The 11,577-nt window shown below is 70.0% G+C and carries 14 protein-coding genes; 6 read left to right on the plus strand and 8 right to left on the minus strand.

The features are described from left to right. The first annotated feature begins 76 nt into the window (after nt 1-76). Both ACFWJW_RS07680 and ACFWJW_RS07685 read left to right on the plus strand, forming a co-directional pair. On the plus strand, nt 77-778 hold the full coding sequence (locus ACFWJW_RS07680; RefSeq protein WP_387236423.1) for a bleomycin resistance protein: 702 nt from the start codon (nt 77-79) through the stop codon (nt 776-778). 133 nt (nt 779-911) lie between these two features. Continuing rightward, nucleotides 912-1,496, plus strand: coding sequence for an NUDIX hydrolase (locus ACFWJW_RS07685; protein ID WP_387236425.1), 585 nt, complete (start codon nt 912-914; stop codon nt 1,494-1,496). On the opposite strand, the gene ACFWJW_RS07690 is transcribed toward ACFWJW_RS07685, so the two are convergent. From ACFWJW_RS07690 to ACFWJW_RS07720, 7 genes are all read right to left on the minus strand, one after another. Then, the gene (locus tag ACFWJW_RS07690; protein WP_387236428.1) at nt 1,390-2,277 is read right to left on the minus strand and encodes a hypothetical protein; all 888 of its coding nucleotides are present in this window, start codon (nt 2,275-2,277) and stop codon (nt 1,390-1,392) included. The two genes, ACFWJW_RS07685 and ACFWJW_RS07690, sit on opposite strands and share 107 nt — an antisense overlap. Before the next feature lie 257 nt (nt 2,278-2,534). Further along, nucleotides 2,535-3,986, minus strand: a complete 1,452-nt coding sequence (locus ACFWJW_RS07695) for a hypothetical protein (protein ID WP_387236431.1) — start codon at nt 3,984-3,986, stop codon at nt 2,535-2,537. A gap of 164 nt (nt 3,987-4,150) precedes the next feature. Next, the gene (gene fmdA, locus ACFWJW_RS07700) at nt 4,151-5,401 is read right to left on the minus strand and encodes a formamidase (protein WP_387236434.1); all 1,251 of its coding nucleotides are present in this window, start codon (nt 5,399-5,401) and stop codon (nt 4,151-4,153) included. Nucleotides 5,402-5,425: 24 nt separating this feature from the next. Further along, entirely contained in the window at nt 5,426-6,064 is a 639-nt protein-coding gene (locus ACFWJW_RS07705) for an AmiS/UreI family transporter (protein ID WP_387236436.1), read from the minus strand. An 81-nt stretch (nt 6,065-6,145) separates the two neighbouring features. Then, a complete protein-coding gene (locus ACFWJW_RS07710; protein WP_387236438.1) occupies nt 6,146-6,424 on the minus strand; it encodes an FmdB family zinc ribbon protein in 279 nt (92 codons plus the stop codon). Between the two features lie 145 nt (nt 6,425-6,569). Next, entirely contained in the window at nt 6,570-6,938 is a 369-nt protein-coding gene (crcB, locus tag ACFWJW_RS07715) for a fluoride efflux transporter CrcB (protein WP_387236440.1), read from the minus strand. Continuing rightward, nucleotides 6,935-7,357, minus strand: coding sequence for a CrcB family protein (locus ACFWJW_RS07720; RefSeq protein WP_387236442.1), 423 nt, complete (start codon nt 7,355-7,357; stop codon nt 6,935-6,937). The genes crcB and ACFWJW_RS07720 overlap by 4 nt, the downstream gene beginning before the upstream one ends. A 260-nt stretch (nt 7,358-7,617) precedes the next feature. Here ACFWJW_RS07720 and ACFWJW_RS07725 point away from each other — a divergent pair, with 260 nt between their 5' ends. The 3 genes from ACFWJW_RS07725 (at nt 7,618) to ACFWJW_RS07735 (ending at nt 9,488) form a co-directional block, all read left to right on the plus strand. Further along, nucleotides 7,618-8,781 (plus strand): NAD-dependent formate dehydrogenase, encoded by a 1,164-nt coding sequence (locus tag ACFWJW_RS07725; protein ID WP_387236444.1) that lies wholly within the window; start codon nt 7,618-7,620, stop codon nt 8,779-8,781. Then, nucleotides 8,778-8,909, plus strand: coding sequence for a hypothetical protein (locus tag ACFWJW_RS07730; protein WP_387236446.1), 132 nt, complete (start codon nt 8,778-8,780; stop codon nt 8,907-8,909). Before ACFWJW_RS07725 ends, ACFWJW_RS07730 begins: the two co-directional genes overlap by 4 nt. Before the next feature lie 156 nt (nt 8,910-9,065). Next, on the plus strand, nt 9,066-9,488 hold the full coding sequence (locus ACFWJW_RS07735) for a hypothetical protein (protein ID WP_387236632.1): 423 nt from the start codon (nt 9,066-9,068) through the stop codon (nt 9,486-9,488). A 123-nt stretch (nt 9,489-9,611) separates the two neighbouring features. Here ACFWJW_RS07735 and ACFWJW_RS07740 read toward each other — a convergent pair whose 3' ends face one another. Then, nucleotides 9,612-10,388: an alpha/beta fold hydrolase gene (locus tag ACFWJW_RS07740; RefSeq protein WP_387236448.1), complete on the minus strand. Its 777-nt coding sequence runs from the start codon at nt 10,386-10,388 to the stop codon at nt 9,612-9,614. A 111-nt stretch (nt 10,389-10,499) separates the two neighbouring features. On the opposite strand from ACFWJW_RS07740, the gene ACFWJW_RS07745 reads away from it, so the two are divergent. Further along, nucleotides 10,500-11,324, plus strand: a complete 825-nt coding sequence (locus ACFWJW_RS07745; RefSeq protein WP_387236450.1) for a helix-turn-helix domain-containing protein — start codon at nt 10,500-10,502, stop codon at nt 11,322-11,324. The last annotated feature ends 253 nt before the right edge of the window (nt 11,325-11,577 follow it).

Here is an 11,577-nt window from a genome sequence, read left to right on the forward strand (position 1 = left end):
AGTGTGTGCTGAACCTGGTGTCGCCACCACCAGTAAACCCACCCGCCACTATTCAACTTTGACTAGACTGCCGGTCATGAGCGAGAAAACCATTCCGATGCTGCCGTGCCGGACCCTCCAGCCCGTTCTCGACTTCTACACCGTCCTCGGGTTCGAGGTGACCTTCCAGCAGAAGAGCCCCAATCCGTACGCGGTCGTGGCGCGCGGCGGCATCCAGCTCCACTTCTTCGGGATGAAGCGGTACGACCCCGCGGAGTCCTACAGCACCTGCTGCATCCGAACCGATGACATCGACGGGCTGTACGAGGACTTCCGGACCGGGCTCAAGGCGGCGTACGGCAGGATCCCGGCCCGCGGGCTGCCGCGCATCGGGCCGCTGAAGGACACCTCGCACGGCGTACGGCAGTTCCTCATGACCGATCCGGGCGGCAACTGCCTGCGCATCGGGCAGCAGACCAGCCGGGAACACCACCACCGGCCCGCACCCGAGGAGACCTTTTCCCGGGCCCTGCACCACGCGGCCCTCCTCGCGGACTCGAAGGACGACCCGGCGGGCGCCGCGAAGACCATCGACCGGGTGCTGCGTATGACGGACGAGCGGCCCACGCCCGTGCAGCTGCTCCGCCTTCTCGTACTCCGTGCGGAGGTCGCCGGGCGCCTCGGTGACGATGCGACCGCGGCGTCCTTCCTCGCCGAGGCCGCCGCGGTCCACCTCACCGCACAGGAGCGGGAGTCGGCACCCGACGACCTCGAACGTCTTGCGGAGTTGCGGGGGTAGGGGCCGGTGCCGCCGCTCCGCCGGAACCCCGGATGTCGGGTGCTCCGGAACCGGTCCTTCGGTGATTCATCGCCGGTACGGTGGACGTCCGCCACGGGCCCGAGGCCCGTCTCTTCGGATTGCGAGAAGTCCGATGAACCAGATTGCAGCCGACACTTATCTGGCCGCGGCGGTGGTGGTGCACCACGCCCGTGTGCTGATCGTCCGCCGTAGTTACCGCGAGCGTTTTCTGCCCGGCGCCTGGGGGGTGCCGTGCGGGAAGCTCGATCGTGGGGAGTCCGCCGAGAGCGGTGCCCTACGGGAGTTGAAGGAAGAGACCGGGCTGCTCGGCACCATCGTCGCGCACACCGGATCGACCAGCTTCCTGAGCGACTACCAGGGCCGCCGCGTCCACAACCATCAGGAGAACTTCGTCGTCCGTCCGCTGACGCTGGATGTCGTTCTGCCCAGCCCGGACCAGGTCTACCGCTGGGTCCGTCCCGACGAGCTGGCCGGGGCCGGGGTGGACGCCTACAACCTCACGGTGATCCGGCAGGCGCTCGGCGGCCGGCTGGACGCCGCCGGGCTGCGTGCCATGACGGCCCGCTTCGGGCACCCTGGCCCGCCCCCTTTCAATAGCCCAAAGACGCTGCCAGCGCGTCGAGTTCAGCAAGGTAGACGGCCGGCGGCAGCGGAGTCTTGGGCGGCGGATCCGCGCGCCCGGCGCCGCCGGAGCTGATCTCGTCGCCGGTCCGGCCGGCCCGGTCGGGGCTGCTGGGCCGGTCGGTGGGGCCGGTCCGGTCGGTCTGGTCCGTGCTGCCGGTCCGGTCGGTGCTGCCGGACCGGCCTGTGCCGCCGCTCCGGCCCGGCTCACTGCCGCCGGTCCTGACGGAGCCGCTGCCCCCGACGCGGCCGCGGCTCCTGACATAGACATCGGTCACCGACCGCTGGGGTGCGGTCTCCAGGAACAGCGTCACCGTCGGCTCCTCGCTCACCACCCGGTGCAGCGTACGGGCGGCCAGGCCATAGCTCCGCCCGGCGCCGTACTGCTCGGTGTGCAGCAGCCGCAGCCGTGCGTCGCCGACCCGCCGCAGTCGCCAGGCCCCGCCGGGGCCGTCGATGGTCTCCCGGTAGGCGACCGCGGGCACCCCGTCCGCGGCCGGCTCGTAGCACTCCATCCGCACCCGGCCGCGGACCACCGCCGAGGCGATCGCACAGCGGTGATTGTGGATGTCCTCGGAGACGGCGCCGGCCGCGCCGTGCCAGAAATGGACCCGCAGCATGAAGCGGGGGGCTCCGGGCAGCAGCAACAGCTTGTCGAAGCCCAGCACGTGGCGGTACGACAGCCGGACGCACTCCGCGAGCTCCAGATCGCCGACGGATAATCGGCGCACCAGCGGACCGAGCGTGCCGGGGTGCGCCAGCCGGGCGGTCACCTGCCGCGCCGACTCGGGCGACGGCGGCTCCGGCCCCACGCCCAGCCCTTCCACCAGCAGCCGCCGGGCCTCCTCGATCTGCATCTCCGCCTCCCCTTCACCGACCCCCTGGCCCGCACCGATCCCTTGCTTCGCGCCGCCCCCTTGGCCCGCACCGATCCCTTGGTCCGCACCGATCCCTTGGTCCGCACCGGGTCCGCCTCGCTCCCGCCCCCCGGCCCGCACCGGCCTCCGGCAACGAACGTGTCTCCTGGCCCGCACCCGCCTCCTGGCCCCGCACCCGCCTCCTGAACCGAACCGGCCCAGGAGATCCCCCCGCGCGGAACCCGGCCCGGTCCGCCTCACGGCCGGTAGACCATCAAGGCGTACCGCCGCAGCACCGACAGGCCCTGATACGCCATCCAGACCGGGTGGCCCATGGGCCCGTCGTCCCACCGCCACACCCCGCCCTGCTGCATACCGTGCACCCGCGCCACGGCAGCGGTCAGCTGCGCTTCCCACACCGGCAGCCCCACCTCCTCGGCCGCCACCTGCCGGGCGCCGTCCGTCATCAGCGCACGGGCCACCCACGCGGCCGCGAAGTGCCGTACGGACAGCAGCTCCTGATGCAGCGGATCCTCCTGGACCGGCCGCCGTACCTCCTCCTGGCAGTTGAGCAGATCGGACGCGCCGCCCCCTGGCGCCGCGGGGCCGGCCAGCAGCCAGCGCAACCCCTCCTCGCGTACGGCACGCTGCCGTTCGTCCTCGCCCAGGACCCGGGCGGCCCGGTCCAGCGTCACCACCGCCCGCGCGGTGTGCACCGCGGACGGCGCCGGATTGCCGTGGCCGGTGGCCAGCGCCGCGCCCCAGCAGCGGTGATGGCCGCGCGCCGGATCGGCCGTGGCGCCATTGACCAGCACCTCCCGCAGTCCGTCCAGCGCGGTGGCCCCGGGCGCCGCCCGCAGCAGCCCGCGCAGCACATTGGTGACCACGTAGGTGTTCGCCAGCCCCGACGCATCGTGGTCCGGGTCCCACAGCACCTCGCAGGAGCGTATTTCGGCCTCCAGCAGCCGTGGATCGGCACCGGCCCGCGCCAACGCACCCAGCACGATCGCGGACACCTCGGGGCGCGCCCCGGTGCCCTGGGACCGCGCGGCCCACCCGCCACCGGGAAGCCGCAGCCGCCACAGCGTCTCGGCCACCTCACCGGCCCGTATTCGGCCGTCGTACGGCGCGATGTCGAGCAGCAGATGGAGCCCGTACGCGGTGCCGAACGCCGTCGGATGCACCGGCGGTTCGCTCTCCGCGAGGGAGTGCGGCCAGCCGGTGAGCGGTCCGCGGCCGGGCACCTCGATCACCGTGAGGCCGCGCCGCAGCGCCTGGTACGTGCCGTCCGCCAGCTCGGGCAGCGACCCGGCGGGCGCCGGCACGGGGGCGGGCGGTGGTGCGGCGGAGGCGGCCGCGGCGCGGGCCCGCAGCAGGGCCGCCGCCAGCCACACCACGGCGCCGACACCGGCCCCGGCGGTCGCCGCCACGCAGTAGCGCGCGGCCTCACCCGCGAGATTCTGCGGCAGGATCCCCAACAGCGCCTGGAACACGGCGAATGCGGCGGCCGGCACGCCCAGCCGCCCCAGCCACGGCAGCAGCCGGGACGGCGCCAGGGCCCTCGCGGCGGCGGCGGACGGCGGGCCGGGATCCGGCACCGGCGAGCGGTCGGCCGCACCGGAACGCCGTGGTGGTAAGTCCTGCCGCAGCACCATCTGCTGCTCCCTCCCCCCGGGCGCGCGCCCCCGCACCGCCTGTGCGAAGGGCATCCCGATCAGTGTAGGAATCCCCACTGACAGCGGGGTCGCACACCTGTCGCAGCCCATCCCGGCCGGTACGCCCGGCCCGTACACCCGCCCGGCCCGTCCGGCCAGGACTTCGGCCCCCGGCTCAAGGCCGCGGGGCCGAAAGGGCAGGTCCTTCCGATGTGAGGTCAGGCTGCGGCCATCGCGCACTGGCCGCGGTCGGCCTTCATCGGGCCGGCGGCGGTCGGGCGGACGTCGAAGTCGAACATGGCGGTGGGCACGTACAGCGAGCAGCAGGCGTTGGGGATGTCGACGATGCCGCTGATACGTCCCTCTATGGGGGAGGAGCCGAGCAGCAGGTATGCCTGCTCTCCGCTGTAGCCGAACTTCTTGAAGTACTCGACGGCGTTGAGGCAGGCCCGGCGGTAGGCCAGCGTCGCGTCCAGGTAGTAGTTGGTGTCCGTGTCGTGGTCGACGGAGACACCGATGAAGGTGAGGAACTCCGTGTACCTGGGCTCGACGTTGCCCGGGATGAAGACGGGGTTGGTGCTGATGCCGTACGTCTCCATGCCGCCCTTGATCAGATCGACGTGGAAGTCGATGAAGCCGCCCATCTCGATGGCGCCGCAGAAGGTGATCTCTCCGTCGCCCTGGCTGAAGTGGAGATCGCCGCCCGAGAGCTTGGCGTCCTTGACGTACACGGGGTAGTAGACCCGTGAACCGCGGGTGAAGTTCTTGATGTCGTGGTTTCCTCCGTTCTCGCGGGCCGGCACCGTGCGCGCGCCTTCCGCGGCGATGCGCGTGGCGAGGTCTCCGGTGGCCGTGCCGGCGAGCGCGTTGTTGCTGTCCGGCGGGACGGCGAGCGGCGGGACCCGGTTCGGGTCGGTGTCGATCAGTGCCTTCTCGCGGGTGTTCCAGCGGGCGAGCATCTCGGTGGACGGGGCCGTTCCGAACAGACCGGGGTGGGTGATCCCGGTGAAGCGGATGCCGGGGAGGTGGCGGGAGACCGCCTGCTGCCCGTGGAAGTCCCATATCGCCTTGTACGCGTCCGGGAAGTAGTCGGTCAGGAAGCCACCGCCGTTCGCCTTGGCGAAGATGCCGGTGTAGCCCCAGCCCTGGCCCGCCGCGTCCCCGGCCTGCTGAGGCACGGGGCCGAGGTCGAGTATGTCGACGACGAGCAGGTCGCCGGGTTCGGCGCCCTCCACGCCTATGGGGCCGCTGAGCATGTGAGGGATGGTCAGGTCGATGTCGCGTACGTCGTTGGCGGTGTCGTTGTTGCCCACCTGGCAGTCGGTCCAGTCGCGGCACTCCATGCGGAATTCCGCTCCCGGCTTCACCATGGCGACGGTCGGGACGTCCGGGTGCCACCTGTTGTGTCCGGGGACGTCCTGGTCACGCATCGACTTGCTCTGGTCCACATTGAAGAGAATTTCGGGCATGACAGTTCCTCATTTCCGATCCGGTCACGTTGCTGCGCCGACGCTTCCGGCCTCCGGGGCCGCCGGGGCCGGCTTCCGCGAATTCCGGGTGAGCGGCCACAGCGCGGCGAACACCACCACGCCGAAGACCGCGAGTGCGATGGCGGTTTCGGTGGGGTGTTTCCAGTAACCGGAGAGCAGCAGCGCCGCGGGAATCGCGCCGGTGACCCAGCCCTCGATGGCCGTGACATAGCCCGTATAGGTGGTAAGGCTGTCCCACTTGAGACCGAGCAGCAGGAAGAACAGGAACCACAGGAATGCCCAGTAGAGCCAGATGACACCGAAGGGATAGTCCTTCAGGACATGGAAGTTGACGAACGAGTATCCCAGGGCCGCGACTGACACGAACAACGAGTAGTAGCCGACGCCGGTGCTGTCGAGATCGGTGAGCAGTCCGATACCTACGTAGAGGTAGGTGAAGCCGAACAGATAAATGCCGGACACCGCAAGGATCTTGATGGGGTCACCAGCGGCGGCGATGATGAGGTAGGTCGGCGTCAGTACTTGCAATGCACCTACGAAGAGGTTGAACACCGCTGCTGCCCGGCCATCGACCTTTCCCAGCAACAGCATTCCGTTGATGAAGAGCACCGCACCGACAAAGAGCAGTCCCACGTTGCCCACGGGGACGCACCTCCTCAGTCCGCGTGGGGGACGGAATCGTTGAATCCCGCCTGTGACGTTCTGCCTGGTCGACCACCGCCCTCAGGGTCGCGGCAACCGCGAGAGCGCGGGATGCGGGCGCCTCGGCACCCTCTTGCCCGGCGGCACTTCGGAGACCACTGCCGGGGCCTCACGGGCCTGCTCCTCCCGGCGATGGAGGGCGGCGACCGCGGGCGAGGTCCGCGCAAGTCCGGGCGAGGAGTACACGCGTCGCCCGGCGGCTGCGCAGACAGGGCAGTCATGAGTCGTGGGCGCCGTCCCGATCGTCAGCTTCACGTCGAACGGTCCACAGCGGTTGCACAGGTATTCATAGGTTGCCATCAGCAGCCTCCGGACTCCGGTGGACGCCGGTCAACCCGACTGTGCGCGACGCCCCGACAGGCGTCCGCCACAGTTCACTTCCTCCCTTCCAGGAGACGTCCGGCAGATCCACGTGTCAACCCCGGAAGGCCGGGCCCGTCCCCGGTCAGAGTGCCCCGACGGCGAGCCCCGACGCCGCTGCCGTCACTCCCGCCGCGAGGCTCACCGCGGCGTACAGCAGGGACGTCCTCACCTGCCCTTTCTCGCACAGGTAAACCAGCTCGTAACTGAACGTGGAGAACGTCGTGTAGGCACCGCAGAATCCGGCGCCGAGGATGGTCACGACCTGCGCCGGCAGTCCGTGCCGTGCGCCCAGGCCCACCACCAGCCCCAGTACGAACGAGCCGGTGATGTTGACCAGCCAGATCCCGCGCGGGAACACACCCGGCCTCCGGTAGCGCACGTACTGGTCGAGTATGTAGCGCGCGACCGCCCCGGCCGCGGCCGCCGCGGCGACGGCGAGCAGGGTGATCACCGGACCCACCAGCCGTACCGGCGGGCGCGGCCGTGCCGGGCGGCCCTCCGTGCCCGCCTGGCCAGCGCCAGCCGCCCGAGCGCGAGGCCCAGCACGGTGGCGGCCAGGCCCGCGGCGAGACTGCCGAAGACGTTGACCGCCGCGGCGGTGTGGTGGCCGTGGGCCAGCAGGCGGTCGGTGTCGACCATCCAGGTCGAGAAGGTGGTGAACGCGCCGAGGAATCCGACGCCGGCGAACGCCCGCACGTACCGGGTCGGCGGCCAGATCTCGAGCACGTACACGAGCAGCAGCGCCAGCAGGAACGCTCCGGACACATTGACGACGAAGGCCGTCAGCGGGAACGTCCCCGCAGGTGTGGGAAAGGCCAGGCCCAGCACATAGCGGGCCGTCCCGCCGAGCAGGCCGCCCAGCGCGACCATCGCCAGGACACCCCGATGCAGACGGGCGCGGAACGGCTCGCGCCGTCCGGGCCCACCATCCGGCTCGGGCCCCCGAGTGCCTGCCGCAGGCCACATCGGAATAGCCGTATCCCTCGTCCACTGGCACAGCTCCTCCATTATCGCCGGGATTGCCGCGGCAATGCCCACGCGACTAAAATTTGATCACCGGCGCCGACCGACCGGTTCGAGGTGACCGACCGGTTTGCCGGAGCAATGGCCCCCACCGACGGAGGACGGCCATGGCAAAGATACTTGCGGTGCTCTATCCGGACCCCGTGGGCGGATATCCCCCCGATTACGCCCGCGATGCGATTCCCACCATCACCGGCTATCCGGGCGGTCAGACCGCGCCGACCCCACAAGCCATCGATTTCACCCCGGGACAGCTGCTCGGCTGCGTCTCGGGAGAGCTGGGACTGCGCCGCTTCCTGGAGGAGCGGGGCCACACCTTCGTCGTCACGTCCGACAAGGAGGGAGCGGACTCCACCCTCGACCGCGAGCTGCCCGACTCGGACGTGGTGATCTCACAGCCCTTCTGGCCCGCCTACCTGACCCCCGAGCGCATCGCCGCGTCCCCGCGCCTCAGACTCGCGATCACCGCCGGGATCGGGTCGGACCACGTCGACCTGCCGAGCGCCATCGAGCACGGCATGACGGTGGCGGAGGTGACGTACAGCAACAGCATCAGCGTGTCCGAGCACGCCGTCATGCAGATCCTGACCCTGGTGCGCAACTACCTGCCCTCCCATGACTGGGTGACCGCCAAGAAGGGCTGGAACATCGCGGACAGCGCGTCGCGCGCCTACGACCTCGAAGGCATGGACGTGGGCGTCCTCGGCGCCGGCCGGATCGGCCAGGCGGTGCTGCGCCGCCTCAAGCCGTTCGACGTCACCCTGCACTACTGCGATGTGCACCGGCTGCCCGAGGAGGTGGAGCGGGAGCTGGGGCTGACCTATCACCGCGACGTCCGCGCGCTGGCCTCCGCGATCGATGTGCTGTCGATCCACACCCCGCTGCATCCGCAGACGCAGAACCTCTTCGACGACGACCTGATCGGCGCCATGAAGCGCGGCTCGTACATCGTCAACACCGCACGCGCGCTGATCGTCAGCCGGGACGCCGTGGTGCGGGCCCTGAACAGCGGGCAGCTGGCCGGTTACGCCGGTGACGTCTGGTATCCGCAGCCGCCACCGCCCGACCACCCCTGGCGCACCATGCCGTACGAGGCGATGACCCCGCATGTGTCCGGCACGACGCTGTCGGCGCAGGCCCGCTACGCCGCCGGCACCCGGGAGATCCTGGAGAACTGGCTCGACGGTCGCCCGGTCCGCCCGGAGTACCTGATCGTCGACGGCGGCGGGCTCGCCGGGGCGGGCGCACACTCGTACACGGTCGCCGGATGACGAACGACGGCCCCGACGGCCCCGACGGCCACGACGGACCAGGGAAAACCGGAGAATTCCCGGAGTCCTTGAAAGATCCAGAATTCCAGGAGAAATTTGCCGCGGAAGATCCACCATCCCGCCTGTGAGCCGACTCACGCCGAAATTCCTGGACGGGCGCGAGGCACGGCCCTTAGCGTCCGTAATTAGATTGATTTTTCCTTATGCGAAGGCACCGGCGCCGCGCATACTGTTTCGCAAGAAAACCAAGGTGAACCCGCCGGGAAGGTGGATCAGTGAGCAGTATCGACGCCGTGTGGGTACGTGGCGTGAACGGCATCCAGATGCATCACGTGACCGACCTCCAGGACGCCGGCAGATTTCTGGGCAACGCCGCCATGGCGCTGCGGTCCGCACACGTGCGGACCGGCTCCGACCGGTACTCCAGCATCGCCGCCGAGCTCAAGAGCCTGGTGGCGCGGGTGCGGGAGCTGGAGGACGAGGCCCGGTCGAGCATGCACGACCTGCACTCCACCGACCCGGAGCGGTTCCTCCGTTGCCGGGACGGGCACGAGCCGTGGCCCGGTGAAATCCCGGCCGGCTTCATCCCCCGCCACACCTGCAAGGACGAGTGCCTCTACCACGACCGCGAGGTGCTGGAAGCGATCATGCAGTGCACGTGCGGCCGCCCGCCGTGCCAGGCGTGCGAGATCGGCGGAAAGCTCTGACGAGCACGAGCACGAGCACGAGCACGAGCACGGACGCGCACCGAGGGAGCCTCTGTATCAGGGGCTCCCTCCCCCGTGGGCGGGTGATCAGGGGCACAGCCCGTCGTCGGGCCGCGGGGACGGTCAGCCTGCCGGCGCGAATGCGGTGATGGCGTCGACGAGGTCGGCCGGGGCTTCCAGCGGGATCAGGTGACCGGTGTGGGGGACCACCACGAAGTCGGCTTGGGAGAGGTAGGGCACCAGGTTGTCGCGGAGCACGCCGACGGGCTCCACCTGGTCGTGTTCTCCGGCGACGACGAGAGCGGGCACGCTGACCATGCGCGTGTGCTCGGTGATGTCCTGCGCGATGCCGCGCCGCGGCCACTCGGTGCGGGCGGCGTCGGTGACGGTCCGCGAATCGGTCACGATCTGCGCCTTGACCGGAGCGGGCAGCTCGGTCGCGGTGAGGACGTGATCCCGTGCCCCGGCCACGGACTCGGCGGAGTCGTAGGCGTGCGACAGGGCTTCCTGGTACTCGGGAGTGACCTGTGCGGCGGGCTTCGCCGGGCCGGAGCCGACGAGAACGATGCCGCGCAAGCCGGCGGGCCGGGTGGCCGCGACCAGCTGTGCGACCTTGCCCCCCATCGAATGCCCCACCAGGACGTAGTCGGTGACCCCCGCATCCGCGAGCACGGCGAGCGTGTCGTCGGCGAGCTGACCGAGCGTATAGGGACCGGGCAGAGCGCTCGACCGGCTCCACCCGCGGAAGTCGACCGTGAGCACGTCACGGCCCGCCAGGCGGTCGACGACGAGGTCCCAGGTGCGGGCAGAACCGCCCCAATAGTGCAGGAACACCAGAGTCGGCCCGGTCCCCGGCCGATGGTCGTAAGCGGGCAGAAGCGTCTGCTGCGTCGTGTTCATGATGGCTCTTCCGGTCGATGCTCCAGGCGATTTCCCTGTGTATTCATTGAAACTTCTGCACTCGGACGGGGCATCGGCGTGACTGGTCGCCCGATGGTGAAAACTGGACACGTGAGCGTGATCCAGCAGATGACCTACCAGCCCGCAGGACGCCGCGCCGCCTCGGTCGAGACGATGACGTTCGGCCGCCTTCGCGAGCTGAACGACGGCGGCACGCAGCGCGCCGACTTCCACGTCCTTGCCGTCGTCGACGCCGGACCCGGATCGGTCACGGTCGATTTCCACCTCCACCCGCTCCAAGATCGGTCCGCGGTGTGGATTCCCCCCGGCGCGGTGCACCGGTGGGACGACATCGCCGAAGTGGCAGGGCACCTCGTGCTGTTCGTGCCGACCGCGCCGGTCACCCACACCACCCGAGAACTCGTCGCCTCCCCGGACCTGGCCGCGCACTGGAGCATCCCCGACGCCGACTGGCCCTTCGTCGACACGGCGCGCAGCCATCTCCTCCTCGAAGCATCCGCCCCACCCGGTGACTCCTCGACGGAGCTGCCCGAAATCCTGCTCTCCGCGCTCATCACCCGGCTGCACCCACCGCACGCCGAAGCACGGCTCACACATCCGGTGTTCCGGTTGTTCCGCTCCAGTGTCGAAGCGCACTTCCGGCAACACCATGACGCCGGCTACTACGCCCGTGCGCTGGGATACGCGCCCCGCACCCTCTCACGAGCGGTGCAGCAGGCCACCGGCCGCACCGCGAAGGCGTACATCGTCGAACGGATCACCCTGGAAGCCAAACGGCTCCTCGCACACGACCGCCTCACCGCCGCCCGCTGTGCCGACATACTCGGCTTCTCCGACGCATCCAACTTCTCGGTGTTCTTCCACAAGGCCACGGGCAAACGCCCGGGCGCGTGGCAGGCGACGGTGGCCGAGTGAGGAGGTGCCCACAAGGACACTCACCTCTGTGATCACGTGGCGTCACAGCCCCGTGATCACCGGAACTCCGCGCTCACCTCTCCGTATCGGTGCGCCACCGTGCCTACCCGCGCGACCTCTTACAAGGGAGTTCATACGGCGGGTGCTCGGCCCCTTCATCCCCCTGGACCATCCCCGCTTCCGCGGTACATGATCACCTGTCGGCTCATCCTGCCCAGCAGCCGGCCGAGGAGCAGAACCGGTAGCGGAGGAG

Source organism: Streptomyces sp. NPDC127097, assembly GCF_042724075.1.
In the GTDB taxonomy this organism is placed as follows: domain Bacteria; phylum Actinomycetota; class Actinomycetes; order Streptomycetales; family Streptomycetaceae; genus Streptomyces.

What these genes read in the sequence shown, in the direction of transcription:
- ACFWJW_RS07680 (WP_387236423.1), top strand. Translation starts at nt 77, where the DNA reads ATGAGCGAGAAAACCATTCCGATGCTGCCGTGCCGGACCCTCCAGCCC.
- ACFWJW_RS07720 (WP_387236442.1), bottom strand. Translation starts at nt 7,357, where the DNA reads ATGGTCGCGCTGGGCGGCCTGCTCGGCGGGACGGCCCGCTATGTGCTG.
- ACFWJW_RS07695 (WP_387236431.1), bottom strand. Translation starts at nt 3,986, where the DNA reads ATGCCCTTCGCACAGGCGGTGCGGGGGCGCGCGCCCGGGGGGAGGGAG.
- ACFWJW_RS07710 (WP_387236438.1), bottom strand. Translation starts at nt 6,424, where the DNA reads ATGGCAACCTATGAATACCTGTGCAACCGCTGTGGACCGTTCGACGTG.
- ACFWJW_RS07730 (WP_387236446.1), top strand. Translation starts at nt 8,778, where the DNA reads ATGACGAACGACGGCCCCGACGGCCCCGACGGCCACGACGGACCAGGG.
- ACFWJW_RS07690 (WP_387236428.1), bottom strand. Translation starts at nt 2,277, where the DNA reads ATGCAGATCGAGGAGGCCCGGCGGCTGCTGGTGGAAGGGCTGGGCGTG.
- ACFWJW_RS07725 (WP_387236444.1), top strand. Translation starts at nt 7,618, where the DNA reads ATGGCAAAGATACTTGCGGTGCTCTATCCGGACCCCGTGGGCGGATAT.
- ACFWJW_RS07685 (WP_387236425.1), top strand. Translation starts at nt 912, where the DNA reads ATGAACCAGATTGCAGCCGACACTTATCTGGCCGCGGCGGTGGTGGTG.
- fmdA (WP_387236434.1), bottom strand. Translation starts at nt 5,401, where the DNA reads ATGCCCGAAATTCTCTTCAATGTGGACCAGAGCAAGTCGATGCGTGAC.
- ACFWJW_RS07740 (WP_387236448.1), bottom strand. Translation starts at nt 10,388, where the DNA reads ATGAACACGACGCAGCAGACGCTTCTGCCCGCTTACGACCATCGGCCG.